Origin of the sequence: Clostridium sp. OS1-26, from assembly GCF_030915445.1 — a bacterium.
Classification (GTDB): domain Bacteria; phylum Bacillota; class Clostridia; order Clostridiales; family Clostridiaceae; genus Clostridium_AM.
In genome coordinates this window covers 927753-948222 of the sequence record NZ_CP133264.1, presented here as the reverse complement: position 1 = coordinate 948222, position 20470 = coordinate 927753, and the positions used below count along the sequence as shown (strand labels likewise).

15 protein-coding genes and 1 riboswitch are annotated in these 20470 nt (G+C 32.9%); of the genes, 10 read left to right on the top strand and 5 right to left on the bottom strand.

Annotation, left to right across the window (positions count from 1 at the left end):
- Window positions 1–313: 313 nt before the first annotated feature.
- From RCG18_RS04805 to RCG18_RS04795, 3 genes are all read left to right on the top strand, one after another.
- Entirely contained in the window at window positions 314–2338 is a 2025-nt protein-coding gene (locus RCG18_RS04805; RefSeq protein WP_308040273.1) for a methyl-accepting chemotaxis protein, read from the top strand.
- Window positions 2339–2347: 9 nt separating this feature from the next.
- Window positions 2348–2470 (top strand): hypothetical protein, encoded by a 123-nt coding sequence (locus RCG18_RS04800; RefSeq protein WP_308040272.1) that lies wholly within the window; start codon window positions 2348–2350, stop codon window positions 2468–2470.
- A 291-nt stretch (window positions 2471–2761) separates the two neighbouring features.
- The gene (locus RCG18_RS04795) at window positions 2762–3703 is read left to right on the top strand and encodes a 3-hydroxyacyl-CoA dehydrogenase family protein (protein WP_308040271.1); all 942 of its coding nucleotides are present in this window, start codon (window positions 2762–2764) and stop codon (window positions 3701–3703) included.
- Window positions 3704–3864: 161 nt separating this feature from the next.
- On the opposite strand, the gene RCG18_RS04790 is transcribed toward RCG18_RS04795, so the two are convergent.
- The 3 genes from RCG18_RS04790 to RCG18_RS04780 all read right to left on the bottom strand — a co-directional run bounded on the left by RCG18_RS04790 (window position 3865) and on the right by RCG18_RS04780 (window position 8704).
- A complete protein-coding gene (locus RCG18_RS04790; protein WP_308040270.1) occupies window positions 3865–5253 on the bottom strand; it encodes a sigma-54 dependent transcriptional regulator in 1389 nt (462 codons plus the stop codon).
- 17 nt (window positions 5254–5270) lie between these two features.
- The gene (gene atoS, locus RCG18_RS04785; RefSeq protein ID WP_308040269.1) at window positions 5271–7088 is read right to left on the bottom strand and encodes a two-component system sensor histidine kinase AtoS; all 1818 of its coding nucleotides are present in this window, start codon (window positions 7086–7088) and stop codon (window positions 5271–5273) included.
- 296 nt (window positions 7089–7384) lie between these two features.
- Window positions 7385–8704: a TIGR00366 family protein gene (locus tag RCG18_RS04780; RefSeq protein WP_308040268.1), complete on the bottom strand. Its 1320-nt coding sequence runs from the start codon at window positions 8702–8704 to the stop codon at window positions 7385–7387.
- A gap of 952 nt (window positions 8705–9656) precedes the next feature.
- On the opposite strand from RCG18_RS04780, the gene RCG18_RS04775 reads away from it, so the two are divergent.
- The 5 genes from RCG18_RS04775 (at window position 9657) to guaA (ending at window position 16946) form a co-directional block, all read left to right on the top strand.
- A complete protein-coding gene (locus RCG18_RS04775; protein ID WP_308041961.1) occupies window positions 9657–11381 on the top strand; it encodes a sigma 54-interacting transcriptional regulator in 1725 nt (574 codons plus the stop codon).
- Between the two features lie 228 nt (window positions 11382–11609).
- Entirely contained in the window at window positions 11610–13160 is a 1551-nt protein-coding gene (locus RCG18_RS04770; protein WP_308040267.1) for an acyl CoA:acetate/3-ketoacid CoA transferase, read from the top strand.
- Between the two features lie 351 nt (window positions 13161–13511).
- Window positions 13512–13609, top strand: a riboswitch (purine riboswitch).
- Entirely contained in the window at window positions 13602–13874 is a 273-nt protein-coding gene (locus RCG18_RS04765; RefSeq protein WP_308040266.1) for a hypothetical protein, read from the top strand. Its footprint overlaps the riboswitch before it by 8 nt.
- Complete coding sequence (guaB, locus tag RCG18_RS04760) at window positions 13840–15294, top strand: IMP dehydrogenase (RefSeq protein WP_308040265.1); 1455 nt, start codon at window positions 13840–13842, stop codon at window positions 15292–15294. Before RCG18_RS04765 ends, guaB begins: the two co-directional genes overlap by 35 nt.
- A gap of 119 nt (window positions 15295–15413) precedes the next feature.
- Window positions 15414–16946 carry a glutamine-hydrolyzing GMP synthase gene (gene guaA, locus RCG18_RS04755; protein ID WP_308040264.1) on the top strand — a complete coding sequence of 511 codons (1533 nt, stop codon included), beginning with the start codon at window positions 15414–15416 and terminating at the stop codon, window positions 16944–16946.
- 163 nt (window positions 16947–17109) lie between these two features.
- Here the strand turns inward: guaA and RCG18_RS04750 are convergent, their stop codons facing one another.
- Complete coding sequence (locus tag RCG18_RS04750) at window positions 17110–18009, bottom strand: SDR family oxidoreductase (RefSeq protein ID WP_308040262.1); 900 nt, start codon at window positions 18007–18009, stop codon at window positions 17110–17112.
- 384 nt (window positions 18010–18393) lie between these two features.
- On the opposite strand from RCG18_RS04750, the gene RCG18_RS04745 reads away from it, so the two are divergent.
- Together RCG18_RS04745 and RCG18_RS04740 are read left to right on the top strand one after the other, a co-directional pair.
- Window positions 18394–19746: a glucose-6-phosphate isomerase gene (locus tag RCG18_RS04745; protein ID WP_308040261.1), complete on the top strand. Its 1353-nt coding sequence runs from the start codon at window positions 18394–18396 to the stop codon at window positions 19744–19746.
- Window positions 19747–19808: 62 nt separating this feature from the next.
- On the top strand, window positions 19809–20252 hold the full coding sequence (locus tag RCG18_RS04740) for a YaiI/YqxD family protein (RefSeq protein ID WP_308040260.1): 444 nt from the start codon (window positions 19809–19811) through the stop codon (window positions 20250–20252).
- 25 nt (window positions 20253–20277) lie between these two features.
- On the opposite strand, the gene RCG18_RS04735 is transcribed toward RCG18_RS04740, so the two are convergent.
- Complete coding sequence (locus RCG18_RS04735) at window positions 20278–20448, bottom strand: hypothetical protein (protein ID WP_308040259.1); 171 nt, start codon at window positions 20446–20448, stop codon at window positions 20278–20280.
- Window positions 20449–20470: the final 22 nt, after the last annotated feature.

The following is a 20470-nucleotide window of genomic DNA, read 5'->3' as shown; positions in this document are numbered from 1 at the left end:
CAAAAGTAGAAAAGCATAATATTACTTTAGTAGATTCACCACCAGTGCAATAGAGAATATTTTAATAAAAATTGTAATAACGTATATATGAAACTTCGAGCTTTTTAAAAGTTCGAGGTTTTATTTGTTTAAAAACATTACTTAATACAAATTAAAATATTAAACATAAGTGCAAAATATTTAAGGTACAAGAACACATATGTAATGGCACAATATTTGCTAAAAATAGATAAGAGTAGTTTTTTATGAAATTTCAAAGTATTAATAATTAATTTTAATCATAATTTACTTGAATTATGTAAGGGGGATAACTATGCACAAAAGTATTAAGTTAGCTACTAAGCTAGTATTATTTAGTTTATTAATTTCAATTCTACCACTTATTTTTACTTTTCTTTCAAATTATATATTGGTAGATAAATTACTAAACAAAAATGTTTATGAACTTGTCAATGAAAAAGCTATGTCTAGAGTGAATGACTTTAATCAATGGATTGTAGGAAAAAAGGATGAAGTTGATGCTATGGCCAACGATTCGATATTAAGAAAGGGAGCATCAGAAGATGAAAGAGCAACTTACACAGCGTATAATTTGTATAGAATGAAAAGTAATCATAAAGATTTATATGATGCTCAATGGTCTAGTGATAGTGATGGGAATTTTATATATGCAGAGCCAGATGAGAAGGGAAACTTAAAGAAAATAAATAAAGGTACAATAAAAACTAGAGATTACTGGCAAGATTTAATATCCGGCAATGTAATAGTTAGTAATCCTCTAATATCTCTATCCACTAATAAAACTGCAGTAGTTATTGCATCGCCTATAAAGGGTATTGATGGCAAGTACATAGGAAGTGTTGGGAATAATATATCACTTGATTACATAAAGAAATCTTTAGAAAATATAGACATAAGTAAAAATAGTTTTGCTGTATTAACTGCTAAAAATGGTACGTTTATAGTTCATCCTGATAGTAAATTATTGGTGAATAAAGGATTGAATACAGAAACAGATGTTTTAAGTAAAACCATAAGTTCTTTAAAAAATGAAAAAGATGGAACGTTTAAAAAGATAGTATATAATGGACGGACAAAATTAGTTTCAAGTTACAATATTAAGGAAGGAAACTGGACCTTAACTATTGTAGCGGACTATAAAGAACTATTTAAAGAAAGAAATAATCTAATAAAAACCAATATTATTATTATGATTATAGTTTTAATTTTAGTTATATTACTGTCTGTATTTATCATTAAAAGTATAAAAAAACCTATAGTTATATTAGAAAATAATGTTTTAAAAGCTAGCAAGGGCGATTTAACTTGTAGAGTAGATATAAATAGTAAAGATGAACTAGGGTCTTTAGCTAACAGCTTTAATACAATGATAGAGGACATTAAATATGTAGTTGAAGAGGTTAAAAATTCATCTGGTTTAGTTTTTCAATGTTCAGAGATGTTATCTAAGATAACTAGTGAAACAACTATTACAGCAAATCAGGCTTTGCAAGCTGTTGAAGAAATAGCAGAACATACTGATATAAATGCAAAAAATACAGAATCAGGATTTGATAAGGTAAATATTTTATCTGACTCTATTCAAAATGTAACTAATTATATTAATAATGTTACTGATATGTTTATAAAAGTTGAAGAATTAAATAAAAAAGGATTAAATAGTATAGATATATTATTAGATACTTCTAATAAAGTTAAAGAAGCAAATCTAAATGTAAATAATACTATAAACTCTGTAGATGAAAGTTCTAAGGAAATAAGTATAATCATACAAGCTATAGAACAAATATCAGACCAAACAGGGCTATTGGCGTTAAATGCAAGTATAGAGGCTGCAAGAGTAGGTGAAGCTGGTAAAGGATTTGCTGTGGTAGCTGAAGAAATAAGAAAACTTTCAGAACAAACTATTGTTGCTACTAATCAAATAAAAGGTATAGTTAAAAAGATACAAGAAAAATCAAAAGAATCTGTAACGTCTATGAGTAATAACAATGAAATTCTGAAAGAACAATTTAATGCAGTAAATAAAACAGAGGATATATTTAATGATACTTCAGAAAATATTAAGCAGTTGACTTTAAGAATAGAAGGCATTGAATCTTATAATGTTGATATGATAAATAAAAAAGACGACATTATAAAGCTTATACAGAATATTTCTAAAAATTCCATAGGTATTTCCGCATCAACTGAAGAAATTTCAGCCTCTTTTCATGAACAAGTAGCATCTATTGAAGAAATTCTTAATCAAGTGCGAAATTTACGAAGTAATGCGCAGAAGCTGCAAAGTAAAATAGAAGGATTTAAAATAGAATAAATGATTTAAATGTACAAAAAAGCTGCTGATAAATATGATATCAACAGCTTTTTAATATTGGACTTAGCAAAATATGCTTTCTACAATAAGTTTTCAGATAGCATAATGAATAGCTTAGTATTATTTTTATGACAACTTGATTATTTAGTGCGCAAAAAATACACATATATCAAAAATATACGATATTGGGAGCTAATGAATAGACTAGTAATAGGTAAAAATAATAGAGGTGTGTATAAAAAACACATAATTTAAATTAGGGGATTTAGTAGAAAAGATTGAAATGATGTTTTTGATTTTGGCATAGGAATTGCTTTAAATATTAACATAAATGATAAATGCAATCTACGGAGGTGATATATTAATTTTGTATTTATAACATTTAAAAATATGAATCAAAATAAATAGAGGAGGTCTTATGCTATGAATATAAAGAATATTGCAGTATTAGGTACTGGAACTATGGGACATGGTATTGCATTGTTATCTGCAAGAGCTGGATTAAATGTAGCTATGTATGGTAGATCAGATGAAAGTTTAAATAGAGGTTTTACTAGTATAAAGGCTAGTTTAAATCGTTTAAAGGATGAAGGGAAAATAACTGAAGAAGGTACAATACAAATATTAAATAGAATAAGAGGGGTTAAAACTTTAGAAGAAGCTGCAAAGGGCGCTGAATTTATAATTGAGTCTTTAGCTGAAAACTTAGAACTGAAACAGCAAATATTTGGTCAGCTAGATGAACTTTGCAACAAAGAAGTTATACTTGCTACAAACACTTCAGGACTTAGTCCTTCAGCAATTGCTAAGAATTTAAAAGATCCTGAGAGACTTGTAGTAGCTCATTTTTGGAACCCGCCTCAATTAATTCCTTTAGTTGAAGTGGTTCCAGGAGAAAATACATCAGAAAAGGCAATGACTGAAACTATGGAATGGGTTGAATTTATAGGTAAAAAAGCTGTTCGTATGGAAAAGGAATGCTTAGGATTCATAGGAAACCGTCTTCAATTAGCCCTTCTTAGAGAAGCTTTATATATAGTTGAACAAGGATGGGCAAAACCTGAAGAAGTGGACAAGGCTATTGAATACGGACATGGAAGAAGATTAACAGTTACAGGGCCATTATGTAGTGCGGATTTAGGTGGCTTAGATATATTCCATAACATATCAACTTATCTATTTGAAGACTTATGTAATTACACAAAACCATCAAAGTTAATGCAGGATAAGGTTTGGATGGGAAAATTAGGAAGCAAGAGCGGAGAGGGTTTCTATAATTGGGCACCAGATGTTCTAGAAAAGAAACAAAGAGAGCGTACAGAAGTACTTCTATATTTCTTACAAAGAGATGCAGGAGGAAAATAATTCCTAAAATTAATAATAAAAAATCTGACATCTATAAAATATAGGAGCCAGATTTTTTATTATAGTAATAAAGTAAAATAATTCGTTGTGATAACTAAAATTATTTCTTATGTATGGTGTAGCAAAGCATAACTTTTAAAACCTACCTTGATCTTTAATCTTTAACTGAGATTATTCTCGTGAATTTTATAAAGAAGAGCTCTTCGTGAAATCTGAAGAAGTTTTGCAGCATGTGTATGGTTTCCGCCTGTTCGTTCCAGAGCTTTGGAGATGTGACATTTCTCAGCTTCTAACAATATTTCTCGCAAAGGTTTGAAATGGTCATCCTCTTGGATAATTTTACCAGTAACTTCTACATCGTCTACCTTTATACTAAGTGGAAGATGCTCTGGCAAAATAACACGAGTACTGCTCATGATAATAGCGTGTTCTACTGCATTTTCTAATTCTCTGATATTTCCTGGCCAAGAATAGTTACGAAAAATATCCAACACCTCTGGTGCGAAAAACATGTTAATCCGTCCTAATTCTCCCGAAAAACGTTTTAAAAAGTAATTAGCTAGCAAAACAATATCCTCGCCCCTCTCGCAAAGCGGAGGTAAACATACTGAAACGACATTAAGTCGATAATATAAATCCTTACGAAAACGCTTTTCAGATATTTCTTTAGTCAGATCACGGTTCGTTGCTGCAATAATACGTACATTGGTATGAAATGTTTTCGTACCTCCAACACGTTCGAACTCTTTTTCTTGCAACACTCGAAGAAGTTTCACCTGAAGATTTGCACTCATCTCACCAATCTCATCCAGAAAAAGTGTCCCTCCTTCCGCCAGTTCAAATTTTCCAGGCTTTTGAAAAATGGCCCCTGTAAATGCCCCCTTCTCATGACCAAATATTTCGCTCTCTAATAAACCTTCTGGAATCGAACCACAATTTATTTGAATGAAAGGGCTCTCTCGTCGATCACTTGCATAATGAATAGTTTTAGCAACCATCCCCTTACCCGTTCCACTTTCTCCGGTTAGCAATACCGTAGCTTTTGAATTCGCTACCCGGCCAATGATTTTATATACTTCTTGGATTTTAGGACTTTCTCCAATAATTTTACTTGGGGCCGTTGTTGTCATGCTTATCTCTTTTACTTCATTCTTAAGATACACTACTTCTCTAGTCAATTGTTGCATACGAATAGCTCTATTCACAATAATTTTGATTTCCTCAAGGTTAAAAGGTTTTAATATGTAGTCATAAGCACCGTGTTTCATAGCATCAACTGCAGTCTCCGAACTCCCAAATGCGGTCATAAGAATAATTGGTAAGTTAGGCTTGATTTTGTGAATTTCATAAAATGCTTGCAGCCCATCCATCTCTGGCATGCGAATATCAAGAATAACAACCTCATAGTAGTTTTCTTGAGCCATATGAAGTGCCTCTTTTCCGTTTTTAGCGGTATCTACTTCGTACCCTGCTTTATTCATGGCTGTTTGAAGCACCAATCTCAAGCTCGCCTCATCATCAGCTATTAAAATACGGACAGTTCCTGACATACTGCGATTCCCCTTTCTTACTTTAGTAAACTTTCATATGGTAAGTAGATTATAAATGTACTTCCAAGACCAACTGCACTCTTAACTCGAATGTATCCATGGTGAATTTCTATGATTTTGTTACTAACAGCAAGTCCTAGACCCGTTCCTGTATCCTTGGTGGTAAAAAAAGGATCAAAAATCTTAGGTAAACTTTCCTGATCAATGCCTTTCCCATTGTCTTTTATGATAATCTCAATACCTTCAGGAGCCTTCTGCGTTGTAACTGTGATTTTTCCGCCTTCTTGAGGAAGAGCTTGTATCGCATTTAGTAATAAGTTAACCAGAACCTGCTTAATGAGTTGGGCATCAACAGAAATCTCTCCAATTGACGGATCAAAGGACCTCTCTAAAACAATAATCTCTTTTTTAAAACTGGGTAAAAGTAAAAAAAGCACATTTTCCACTAGTTCGTTAGGATTAATGCATGCCACGTAGTGTTTTGAAGGTTTCGCAAAATATAAGAGATCCTCAATAACACCATTGAGACGCTCAACCTCTTTCAATGCAATGTCTCCAAAAATTCGTGATGAGTTCTCCTTTGGCAATTCATCTACTAAAAGTTGAACACTCCCGGAAATAGCTGATAAAGGGTTACGTATTTCATGGGCTATACCAGCAGCAAGCTCACCAACTGCAGCAAGACGATCAACTCTCCTTACATGATCCTCAAAGGACTTATGCTCTGATAAATCCTTGAAAACTACAACTACACCTAATATATTCTGATTATTATGTAGCATAGAGGTACTAACACTGATGGGAACGATTATGCCATCAGGGCGAGTAAATTCTACTTCATATCCAATAAAGTTTTTACCTACATGCAAAGTTTCTAACAATATGTCAAGTACTTTAACATTATTAGAGAAAAGGCTTGTATAATTAATACCAATCACATCTTGATTTAACCCCATAATACAACAAGCAGCACTATTTATAGCAGTTAACTTTTCATCATTGTCAATTGTAATAATCCCATCCACCATACTCTCCATGATAATTTCTGTATGAGAACGAGTATTCATTAGACTTTGAGCCATTCCATTAATAGCAGAAGCAATCTCTCCAAATTCCCCATCAGTTTCTGGAAATCGGTAATTTAAATTGCTATGTAAACTCAATAGTCCTTGAATAATACCGTGGACAGAATTAGAAACTCTGTTTGCCAAAGTCAGGCTGATACTTAGCCCTAGCACTAAAGCAACAGCCAATACTATGTACATTACAGATTCCATAGCGTTTATCTGACTCTCTATACTTTTAGTCATTTCATTAGCCCATACGTAGCCGATAACACGATTATTGCGGATAATCGGGAACATGACATTTAGAATATTTCCTCTAACCATCTTACCACGTGCGGTCAAAGGCATCCCTTTTGCCATTACTTCACGACCCAAATGCTCTTTGCTTATTGCTTGTCCAACGGTTGAGCCATATTCAGAACTTGGTCCATAAGTAATAATACAGTCGAGATCTTTAGAATAATACCCCGCTCCTACACCTGGATTTCCTGAAACAAATTTCTCCGTAGTCCCTGATAACTTTTGGTTAAGTAGTCGTACTTTTTCGTCATGCGAAGCATTCTTAGCCTCTATAGGTAACAAAGATTGAAAATCCCCTACCATGCTCGCATCCAACGTTTTTGCTATTCCATAGAGCTTGCTTTCCTTCTCCGAATTCATAGCTTGTTCAGCACGATTAATTAATATATAACCACTCCCAATGAGCGGCACTACCACTGCAAGTGCAAGGATAATCATTAGCCTAAAACGCATACTAAAAAGTCGCATCAGAATACCCCCCCTCAGACATTATTATTCAAATTTATTATAATAGTCCCTCATTTTCAATTATCATATTTATTCAATTTCATGTCAAGCAATAGCAAAGCATTATAGTGTACTAATGAAATCACCCCACTAAGTAAATATTTCTATGAAAACTACTTAATGGGGTGATCTTTTTATATCTAAAAAATGACTAAGGTATATTATTTGAAGCACAATATGAGAACTTCAAAAATCAACTATTTAGTTTTACAATTTTTCTAAAATAATGGCAGTTCCCATATCGCCACCTATACCTGTTAAAAACACAGGCCGATACCAAAGATTAAAGCACCTACGATTAAGGTTGTTACACAGAATCCCATAATATCACGAACTTTAAGGCCTGCTATAGCTAAAGCTGGTAGAGCCCAAAATGGCTGTGCCATATTCATCCAGGCTTCACCGTACGCAATTGCCATGGCTGCTTTTCCAGGCGCCACACCAAGTGCTTGTGCAGCTGGCATTATGAATGGCCCCTGTACAACCCAGTGTCCACCACCAGATGGAACAAAGAAGTTAATTAAGCCTGAGCTTAAAAACGCTAAGAATGGGAATGTATGCGCATTTGATATACTAACAAAACCATGAGTAATCAATCCGCCTAATCCTGATAAATCCATCATACCTTGTATTCCAGCATAGAACGGAAATTGTACCATTATGCCAGCTGTTCCTTTTGCTCCATTGGCTATAGCCTGCATATAAGATAGAGGACTGCCATGAAGAACGATACCGGCAAAGAACATAATCATATTTACAGTGTTAACATCCATTGTACCGCCACGTGTGAAGTAATAGCCTAGATAGACAAACCCAAGAATACCAATTAGCCATGCAATAATTCTGCTGTTTTCAGCACGTACAGCAAATGTCTTTTCTTCTACAACGGCAGTAGCACCAGCAATTTCATCTTCAGCTAATAAAGCTGGGTCAATCTCTACAACATCCTCGTCCTTAGGCATCATCATTCTTGTCATTAAAGGTAATATAATTATCAAAGCAATAGTTATAATGATATTATACGGAGCAAAAATAGTTTGACTTAGAGGAATCAATCCTATAGTCTTTTCCATTGGATTTCCTTTAGTTGCTGCCAAAAGCGGAATTGAACCAGAGATTCCTCCATGCCAAGTCATAAAACCAATGTAAGCACTTGCAATTAATAATCTATAATCTGTACGTGGCACTTTTTTTGCAACTTCTTTTGCAAGTAAAGCACCAACAATTAGACCAAAACCCCAGTTAATAATATTAGCAACTGCTGCTGCAAATGTAACAAGCATAACAGCCTGAGCTGGTTTTTTAGGCAAACTTGCAATCTTTTGCAAAATACGTTTAATAGGCGGTGAACTAGCCAAGGCACTACCAGTAACTAAAATTAGTGCCATTTGCATTCCAAAACCTAGAAGATTCCAAAAACTCTTGCCCCAAAATCCCACCATTTGAATTGGAGTATGAGGAGTAAATATAATACCTGAAACAAACATAATTAACGTTAAAATCATCGCGAAAACAAGTGGATCAGGAAGAAATCGTTGTACAAGTGTTGTAAAAAATTTTGATAGAACTTTAATCATCTATCGCAGCCTCCTTTAAATTTATTAATGAACAACAAGCTTGTTTAATTCGTACGCTTTACTAATACAGCAAGATATGTGCCAAATTCACCTTTCCAAGATTTTAAAAGAGAAAAGTTAAAAATTAAATTAGCAAAAATCAATTTTCACCTGTCAAAAGGCACTTTAAATGATTAAAAGTTAACAAAGATAATTAAAATTTAGACATAAAAAAACAAAAAAGCTCGTACTTAATTTTTATTTGTAAAATAGGTGCGAACTTTTTATACAGCAATGTGCAAAAACATGCGCACTTTTCTTTTTATTATGAAAATTGATATTTTTCTATTATATATAGGTATACTATCTATAATTCTAAAATAATTTTGATTATAGCTAAGAATATTGGTGAGAGTACAGATCGGCTGCGTCTCTGAACAATGAATTATTAGAGGTTATTTTATAATAACCGATGAAATTATAAGCTTTATAATGATGTGAAAAAATATACATGTAAAAAAAGTTTACAAAAATACTATGTAGTATTTTAAAAGAAAATATAAAATATTTTTGTATAAAAATATATAGTTCTAAAAGTTGGCATGGTGTTTGCTGAATATACAAGAGTGTATGGAGGTATAGTTAATGGAATTTAAAAATATTTTATTGGAAATAAAAAATAATGATGAAGCTTTTGCAGCTTAAAGTTTAGCTGTAGCTAAAGAAAATTAAGCTGTGGACCTTATAGGCCGTGGGCTTTATAATCTTTAGTTAACGATATCGAGCATCATTAGAATTAATAGTAAATTTAACTATTCATTTTAATGATGCTCAAAAAAATGAAGTGGATGGTTAAAATTTTAACCATGATTCTCAATTATTTTTTAATTTAGGTAATAAATTAGGTAGAGTTACTATGGAATTTGCATTAACTATTGTTAGACAAGATTTGATATTAGGTGGTGAATTATATATGATTACAAAAGAAGGATTTAAGACTATAATTGAAAATATTAATGAAGCAATATTAGGAGTTGACAATGAAGGAAAGATATTCATTGTTAACAAAGCGGCAGAAGAGTTATTGAAAATAAATAAAGAAGATTTATATAAGTATATAGAAAAAGTTATACCATATAAGAAAATAGTTAGAATAATGGAAAGTGATGTAAGTGAATTAAATGAAAAAATTATTTTTAATGAAAGAGAGTTCATTGTAAATAAATTTATTATAGATTTTCAGGAGAATTTTAAAGAGACTATACTTATTTTTAGAGATGAAACTATGTATAGAACTATGGAAAAAGAAATAAATAAATATAAATTTAATATAGATATATTAAATACAGTAATTAATACAGTTAATGATTGGATTGTAGTAGTAGATGAAAAGGGTATTATTACAATGATGAGTAAAGCCTATAAGGATTTTGTAAATTGCAGTGACCCCGAAGGAAAGTCTGTATTAGACGTAATAGAAAATACAAGATTGCATAAAGTTATAGAAAGTGGGAATATGGAAGTGGGGGATTTGCAAGAAATTAGAAGCAATAAAATGGTTTCTATGCGTATTCCTATAAAGAAGGATGGTAAGGTTGTTGGCGCAATTGGAAAGGTAATGTTTAAAGATATTAATGACTTTTTCTCCTTAAGTAAAAAGTTAAGCAATTTACAAAAAGAGGTTGAATTTTATAAAGATCAATTAAGCAAGGAGAGAAAAGCGAAATATTCCTTTGATGACATTATAGGTAATTGTAATAAAATACAGCAGGTAAAAGCAATATCGAAAAGAGCAGCAAATACAAATTCTAATGTTCTAATAATAGGTGAAAGTGGAACAGGTAAAGAGTTATATGCTCATGCAATTCATAATGCTAGTAAAAGGTATCTGGGGCCCTTTGTAAAATTAAATTGCGCCGCTATACCGTCAGAACTATTAGAAGCTGAATTGTTTGGTTATGAAGAGGGGGCTTTTACAGGAGCCAAAAAAGGTGGGAAAAAAGGAAAGTTTGAGTTAGCTAATAAGGGGACTATATTTTTAGATGAAATAGGGGATATGCCTATAAATATGCAGGTTAAACTTTTAAGAGTACTACAAGAGAAAGAAATAGAAAGAGTAGGGGGAAATGTATTAAAGGAAATAGATGTTAGAATAATAGCTGCTACTAATAAAAATCTTGAAAATATGATCAAAGAGGAAAAATTCAGAGAAGATCTTTATTATAGACTTAATGTTATGAAAGTTGTACTACCTCCTTTGAGAGAAAGAAAGGAAGATATACCACTAATAGCTAATGCTTTAAGAATGAAGGTTGCTGATAAGTTAGGTATGTATGTGGAAGGAATATCTAAAAAGGCAATTGAATGTTTAGTTAACTATAATTGGACAGGGAATATAAGGGAGCTGGAAAACGTTATAGAAAGGGCTATAAATTTATTAGATTCAGATTTGGTAATTAAGCCTAAGCATTTACCAGAAAGATTATCAAAAAATAAAATTAGAGTAAATATTATTAATGAAGGAAAGTATTTAAAAGATATAGTTGAAGAAGTAGAAAGAGAAGTTATTCTAGAGTACTTAAAAAAGACTAATTGGAATAAAAATAAGACAGCTAAATTACTAGGAATAAGTAGAGCTGGTTTATATAGAAAAATAGAAGAATTTAATTTGGAAGCTGTGCAAAAAGTATACATGTAAAGCAAGTATGCAACATTAAGAATTAGTAGAATAACTAGATATAAAAGTAAGAGAAATAAGGTGCATATCTTATATGCACCTTATCTCTCTTATTTTTTAAATTTAAAATGAGGAATGATTGAGGAGAATCTCACTCATCCGCCACCTCCTATTTTCAATTTGTAAATTTGGCACAACTATTGCTGTGTAATATTAGAAAATTAAATTGAATATGAAAGGAGAATAAATATGAAATCAAAAGTTATCTCAAAAGAACAGGCAGTAAGCTTAATAAAAGATGGGGATACTGTGGCTGTAGGAGGATTTATTGGAGCAGGTCACCCAGAAGAAATTACATTAGAAATTGAAAAAAGATATTTAGAAACACAAAGTCCTAAAAATTTAACTTTAGTATATGCTGCTGGACAAGGAGATGGAAAAGAAAAAGGATTAAATCATTTTGGACATGAAGGTTTAGTATCTAAAGTAGTAGGGGGACATTGGGGATTAGCTCCAAAGCTTCAAAAGTTAGCTTTAGACAACAAAATTCAAGCATATAATTTACCACAAGGAGTTATATCACATTTATATAGAGATATTGCGGCAGGAAAACCAGGAACAATTACACATGTAGGCTTAAAAACATTTGTAGATCCTAGAAATGAAGGTGGAAAAATAAATGATGTTACAACAAAGGATATAGTAAAGGTAATTAATATTGAGGACAAGGAATTCTTATTTTATAAGGCTTTTTCAATAGATATTGTGATTTTAAGAGCAACATACTGTGATGAGGATGGAAATGCTTCACTAGAAAGAGAAGCCGCTACACTTGATGCTACAGCAATGGCTCAAGCAGCTAAAAACTCTGGAGGAAAGGTTATACTTCAAGTTGAAAAAATAGTGACAAAAGGATCTATAGATCCTAGAAAAGTAAAAATTCCAGGAATATATGTAGATGCTGTAGTAGTTGCAAATGGCGAAAATCATAAACAAACTTTTGCAGAGGAATATAATCCATCTTATTGTGGAGATGTAAGGGTTCCAGTAGATTCAATAGGAAGTTTGCCACTAGATGAAAGAAAGATAATAGCAAGAAGAGCTGCTATGGAGCTTGTTCCTAGTGCTGTTACTAACCTTGGAATAGGAATGCCAGAGGGAGTAGCTATGATTGCTAATGAGGAAGGCATCGGAAATGAAATGATACTAACAGTTGAGGCTGGTCCTATAGGTGGAGTTCCAGCAGGAGGATTAAGCTTTGGTGCATCTACTAATCCTGAAAGTATACTTGACCAGGCAAGTCAATTTGATTTTTATGATGGTGGTGGATTAGATGTAGCATTTTTAGGTTTAGCTCAATGCGATAAACAGGGAAATGTAAATGTTAGTAAGTTTGGTCCTAAAATAGCTGGGTGTGGAGGATTTATCAATATAACTCAAAACGCTAAAAAGGTAGTATATTGTGGCACATTCAAAGTTGGAGGATTAAAAGTAAAAGTAGAAAATGAGAAGTTAGTAATAGAAAATGAAGGTAAGTTCAATAAATTTTTAAAAGAGGTTGAACAAGTTACTTTCAGTGGTGAATATGCAGTAGATGTAGAGCAACCAGTTCTGTATATAACAGAAAGAGCAGTATTTAGGTTAGCTAAAGAGGGGTTAGTATTAGAGGAAATTGCTCCAGGAATAGATCTTGAAAAGGATATATTAGCTTATATAGAATTTGAACCAATAATCTCTCCAGATTTGAAGCTTATGGATAAGAGAATATTTAAAAATGAGCTAATGGGATTAAAATTATAACCTAAACCTTTGAATATATCAGAGGATATAAAAAAGCGTTATTACATGGAGTTTTAAGAAGATTATGAAGCTTTTGCTTATTTAGGAATGAACTAGTATATTTCTTTGTGTAGCTAAGTTTTATTGTTAGAACTCTATAATAAAAATAGTAGCGCTTTTTTCTTTTTTACTAAATTTACTTTAGATTATAATTATTAAAATAAAATTAGGGAAATTCTAATTAAAATTTTACATAAACTACATAAACAAAATAATTGACAAAGAACGAAAAATTGAATAAAATAATGTAAATAGTTCGAATAAAAAAGACATATAGGTTGCAAATTTGATCTTATATGATTCTTTAGCAATCAAAGATAATACATTTTGACTCGTATATACCCTGAATATGGCAGGGAGTCTCTACCGGAAACCGAGAATTTCCGACTATGGGTGGAATTTATGGCTATAGTATATAACCATATTAATTTCACACATAGAAAATTAATATGGTTTTTTGTTTTCGACAAATTAAATATGCTTAGAAGTATTGTTTGTGAGCTAGATGTAAAAAATATGAAAGAAATAAGTTTTCATTATGAAACTCCTCTTCATAAATTCAGAGGAGTAAGCGATTCACACAAAATCAAAGATTTTGGTTATCTGCTTAAGAATATAAATTTAAAAGGAGTGGGTTTAAATGGCAAGAATTTTAAAACAGGCATACACATTTGATGACGTACTTTTAGTTCCCAATAAATCAGAGATACTACCTAGAGATGTTTCATTAGCTACTAATTTGACTAAAAAGATAAAGCTAAATTTGCCTTTAATGAGTGCAGGAATGGATACTGTTACTGAAGCTAAGATGGCTATAGCTATGGCAAGAGAAGGCGGCATAGGAATAGTACACAAAAATATGACAATAGAACAGCAAGCGGCAGAAGTGGACAGAGTTAAAAGACAAGAAAACGGAGTAATAACTAACCCATTCTTTCTTTCGCCAGACAATACTATAAACGATGCATTAGCGGTTATGAGTAAGTATAGAATTTCTGGTGTACCAATAACTGTAGATGGAAAGTTAGTTGGAATAATAACTAATAGAGACATAGTTTTTGAAACAAACTACGACAGAAAAATACATGAAGTTATGACAAGTGAAAACTTAATAACTGCTCCAGAAGATACTACAATAGAAGAAGCAAAAGATATACTTAAGCATCATAAGATAGAAAAGCTTCCATTAGTAGATAATGACAATAACTTAAGAGGACTTATAACTATAAAAGATATTGAGAAAGTAAAAATATTTCCTAATAGTGCTAAAGATGAAAGAGGAAGACTTTTATGTGGAGCTGCAGTAGGGGTAACTGGTGATATGTTAGAGCGTGTAGCAGCTCTAGTTGAAGTTGGAGTAGATGTAATAACTGTTGATACAGCTCACGGCCACTCAAAAGGAGTTATAGATGCGGTTAAAAATATTAAAGAAAGCTATCCTGAACTTCAGGTTATTGCAGGAAATGTTGCAACTGCTGAAGCTACAAAAGATTTAATTCTTGCAGGTGCAGATTGTATAAAAGTTGGTATAGGTCCAGGATCAATTTGTACAACTAGAGTTGTAGCAGGTGTTGGAGTTCCACAACTTACAGCTGTAATGGATTGTGTAGAGGAAGCTAACAAATATGGAGTTCCAGTTATAGCTGATGGTGGTATAAAATATTCAGGAGATATAGTAAAAGCATTGGCAGCAGGTGCAAAAGTAGTTATGATGGGATCAATGCTAGCAGGATGTGAAGAAGCACCTGGAGAAAAAGAGATATACCAAGGAAGAAGCTATAAAGTATACAGAGGAATGGGATCATTGGCAGCTATGGCTTGTGGAAGTAAAGATAGGTATTTCCAAGAAGGGAATAAAAAATTAGTTCCAGAAGGTGTAGAAGGAAGAGTGCCATACAAAGGAATTGTAGCAGATACATTATTCCAACTTGCAGGAGGACTTCGCTCCGGTATGGGATATCTAGGATCTGAAAATCTAAATAGATTATATGAAAGTGCAACATTTGTAGTTCAAACAGCATCAGGACTTAGGGAAAGTCATCCACATGATATATCAATGACCAAGGAAGCGCCGAATTATAGTGTTAATCTATAATTTCATAATTTGTTTTACAGTGCAGTTGGCAGGAAAGTTTTACATTTACCCTTCTAAAAAATTTAAAACCTCTCTAGAGGCCAACTGCCAATTTTTAATTTAATATTTGGAGGTAACTTATGGATAGAGAATTAGTTCTTATTGTAGACTTTGGTGGTCAATACAATCAGTTAATTGCAAGAAGAGTTAGAGAAAACAATGTATACTGTGAAATAATTCCGTATACTCATTCTATAGATAAGATAAAAGAAAAAAATCCTAAAGGTATAATATTTACTGGAGGACCTAACAGCGTTTATGGTGAAGGTGCTCCTAGAATAGATAAAGAAATATTTGAATTAGGCGTACCTGTTCTTGGAATATGCTATGGAGAACAGCTTATTGCTCATACTCTTGGAGGAAATGTTAAAAGCCCTGATAAAAGAGAATATGGCAAAGCAGATGTAAAATTAGATAAAACATGTCTACTATTTGATGGAGTAGAAGAGAATGAAAGCTGTTGGATGAGCCATACAGATTATGTTGAAGTGGCTCCAGAAGGTTTTAGAGTAGTTGGAACTACAACTCAAACCCCTGTCGCAGCTATGGAGCATGCTGAAAGAAAAATATATGGAGTTCAATTCCACCCAGAAGTTGAACATACACCATTTGGTAAAAAGATGCTTTCAAACTTCCTTTTTAAAGTTTGTGGATTAAAGGGTGATTGGTCAATGTCATCCTTTGCTGAAGAGAAAATAAGAGAGATTCGTGAAAAAGTTGGAGATAAAAAAGTAATATGTGCACTATCTGGCGGAGTTGATTCATCAGTAGCAGCAGTTTTAGTTCACAAGGCAATTGGAAAGCAGCTAACTTGTATATTTGTTGATCATGGTCTACTTAGAAAGGATGAAGGAGATCAGGTTGAAAAGATATTTAGAGAAGGCTTTGATATGAATCTAATAAGAGCAAATGCTCAAGATAGATTTTTAGGAAAGCTTAAAGGTGTAAGTGACCCAGAGAAAAAGAGAAAAATTATAGGTGAAGAATTTATAAGAGTATTTGAAGAAGAATCAAATAAGCTTGGAGAAATAAGTTTCCTTGTTCAAGGAACTATATATCCAGACGTAGTTGAAAGTGGAACAAATACCTCTGCTACTATAAAAAGTCATCACAATGTAGGTGGACTTCCAGAAGACATTAAATTCTCACTAATAGAGCCATTAAGAGAATTATTTAAAGATGAAGTAAGAGCAGTAGGTGAAGAACTTGGAATTCCTCACCACTTAGTATGGAGACAGCCGTTCCCAGGACCAGGACTTGCAATAAGAGTTCTTGGAGAAGTTACAGAAGAAAAACTTGCTATAGTTAGAGAAGCTGATGCTATATTCAGAGAAGAAATAGCTAATGCAGGACTAGAAGGAGATGTATGGCAATACTTTGCTTGTCTTCCAAACATTCAATCAGTAGGAGTAATGGGAGACGAAAGAACTTACTGCCACACAATAGCTTTAAGAGCAGTAACTTCATCAGATGGAATGACTTCAGATTGGGCTAAAATACCATATGATGTATTAGATAAAGTAAGTAGAAGAATTGTTAATGAAGTTCAAGGAGTAAACAGAATTGTTTATGACGTAACTTCAAAACCACCTTCAACTATTGAGTGGGAATAGTAGCAAGATACCCGAAACCCTTTATATATAAGGGTTTCGGTTTTTTTTATAAAGAGCATTATCCATCAATGAAGATAGAAAGCGGAACTAAGACACTTATAAAAGAGTTCCATAATTTAGACGAAAAAGAATTTATCACAAAGAAATAGCTACATTTAAAAATTTAGGATCCTAAGAAGCTGCCGCCATCCACATGAAGAATTTGGCCAGTAACATAAGTAGAATCATCAGATGCTAAGTAAACATAAGTAGGTGCTAGCTCTACAGGTTGGGCAGCTCTTTTCATAGGAGTATTTGAACCAAAGAATGCTACATACTCTGCTGGATAGCTTGCAGGTTGAAGAGGTGTCCAAGTAGGGCCAGGAGCAACACCATTAACTCTTATACCCTTTGATATAAGAGAAAGAGCTAATGAACGAGTAAAGCTTACAATAGCTCCCTTTGTAGCAGAGTAATCAATAAGTAGTTCAGCGCCTCTGTAGGCTGTAACAGAAGCAGTGTTTATAATGGTACTTCCTCTTTTAAGATGAGGTAGAGCAGCTTTAGTAATATGGAACAATGGAAAAATATTCGTTCTGAAGGTATCTTCCAATTGCTCTGAGGTAATATTCTCAAGACTTACCTGTGGGAGTTGTACTCCGGCATTATTAACTAGTATGTCTAGGTGACCAAAAGCGTAAAGGGTATCTTCAACTATTCTCTTACAAAAGGACTCTTCCCTTAAATCGCCAGCAATTAAAATACACTTTCTTCCTTGGGCTTCTACCAATGATTTTGTTTCTCTTGCATCTACATGCTCATTAAAATATACAATGGCAATGTCTGCGCCCTCTTTGGCAAAAGCTAAGGACACGGCTCTTCCAATGCCACTATCTCCACCAGTAATTAAGGCAACTTTATTTTTTAATTTGCCACTTCCAATATAGTCTGGATCATTGAATATGGGTCTTGGAAACATGAGAAACTCTAATCCAGGCTGTACAGGCTGGTGTTGAGGTGGAAAGGTTATTGGAATCCTTTTACATTCTGTTATATAACCGAAATATGGATAGTAATGGATCAAATCTATTCCTCCCCAAATATACTACATATTAATATATGTAGAAATGTTAAAAGTGTTAAAATAGATGGATAATAATTTATTAAAATACCGTATTATTTAAGAAGTAAATAGGTGGTTATTTTATACGTGCAGCGTGTTTGCTGGGACGATAGGCTGAAGGTCCATGAATAGATACAGATTAAAGTATGCGGTAGATATGAATTTACCTAAAAATAATTTTATTTTGGTCGCAGTGTAACCACTGTTTATTATTTTTAATACTTAAAATGTAAATGGTTACATTAATTTTAAAATATAAAATAATTTGTAATAGTTGATTTATATAGATAAATAGAATAAAATTTCAAGTGAAACTAATTTTACATATGTAGTGGAGGGTGAGAAATGACTAAAAAAGGATTAACATTAGATTTAAGCAAGGCTATGCCGTACGTACAAGAACATGAGATAGCTAGCCTTCAACCGTTTGTCAATGAGGCCCATAAAATGCTTCATGAGGGAACAGGAGCAGGAAATGACTTTTTAGGATGGGTAGACTTACCTGTGAATTATGATAAAGCAGAATTTGAAAGAATAAAGAAAGCAGCAGAAAAAATCAGAAGTAACTCAGATGCACTTATAGTTATAGGAATAGGTGGTTCATATTTAGGGGCTAGAGCTGCAATAGAAATGCTCTCACATACTTTTTCAGCAAGCTTACCAAAAGATAAAAGAAAAGGACCAGCTATATTCTACGTAGGAAATAACATAAGCTCAACTTATATTGCGGATCTTCTAGAAGCTATAGAAGGTATGGATATTTCAGTTAATGTTATATCAAAATCTGGTACTACAACTGAACCTGCCATTGCTTTTAGAATATTTAAGGATTTAATGGAAAAGAAATATGGAAAAGATGAAGCTAAAGAAAGAATATTTGCTACAACAGATGCAGCAAAGGGAGCATTAAAAACTTTAGCTGATGCAGAAGGATATGAAACTTTCGTCATTCCTGACAATGTAGGTGGAAGATTTTCAGTTTTAACAGCAGTAGGACTTCTACCAATTGCAGCAGCAGGAATAAGTATAGATGAAATGATAAAGGGAGCAGCTGATGCAAGAGAAGAATATAGCAGCACAGATTTAAACAGTAATACTGCTTATAGATATGCAGCGGCAAGAAATGCATTATATTCAAAAGGTAAGACTACTGAGATGATGGTTAACTTTGAACCTTGTCTACACTATTTTGGAGAATGGTGGAAACAGCTATTTGGAGAAAGTGAAGGGAAAGACAACAAGGGAATATTCCCAGCAGCAGCAGACTTCTCAACAGACTTACATTCAATGGGACAATATATTCAAGAAGGTTTAAGAGTTTTAACAGAAACATTTATAAGTATTGAGAAGCCAAGAAAAAATATAACTATAGAAGCAGTAGAGGATAATTTAGATGGGTTAAACTTCTTGGCTGGAGAAACTATGGACTTTGTAAACCAACAAGCATTTAGGGGAACTGTTTTAGCTCATAGTGATGGAAATGTTCCGGCTATGATTATAAATGTACCAGAATTGACTCCATATTATTTTGGATATATGGTGTATTTCTTTGAAAAAGCTTGCGGATTAAGTGGATACTTATTAGGAGTGAATCCGTTTAATCAACCAGGAGTTGAAGCGTATAAAAAGAACATGTTTGCTCTTCTTGGGAAACCTGGATTTGAAGAGATGAAAGCACAATTAGAAGAGAGATTATAGAATCATAAGCCCTGTATATGACTATGTACGGGGCTTTGTATGTAAAAAGGATGAAGAGAAGTATGAAAATTATAGTGGATGCGGATGCATGTCCCGGGAAACAAATAATTGAGAAAGCTGCTAAAGAGAATAATATAAAGGTTATTATGTATTGTGATATAAGTCATACTATAAACAGTGTTTATAGTGAGGTAAGGTATGTGGATAAAGGATTCCAAAGTGTAGATATGGCACTGATTAATGTAACTGAAAAAAATGATATAGTAATCACTCAAGATTATGGAGTTGCTGCTATGGCACTTGGAAGAAAAGCTTATGCTATAAGTCCTAAGGGATATGTTTATGATAATGATAATATGGATAGGCTACTTTTTGAAAGACATATATCAGCTAAAGTGAGGAGAAGTGGAGGAAAAACTTCAAATCCTAAAAAAAGAATAAAAGAAGATGACGAAAGGTTATATTACAATCTATTGAAGCTAATAAACAGGAATTTGGATAAGTAAATATAGGGATTCCAGAGTGGAACCCTTATATTTCTTCATAATCTATAAAGTCTACGTGATCTTTTGGGCCTTCAGGAAAGAGTAATCCATTATTTATTCTTTCCATAATATCGTACCCTTCGGGTGATTGCTTTATATCTATATTCTCTTTTTTATAAGTGAAGTTTGGATTGTGCCTATCTAAAGGTTTTTTCATAATATCACTCTCCTCTAAAGTA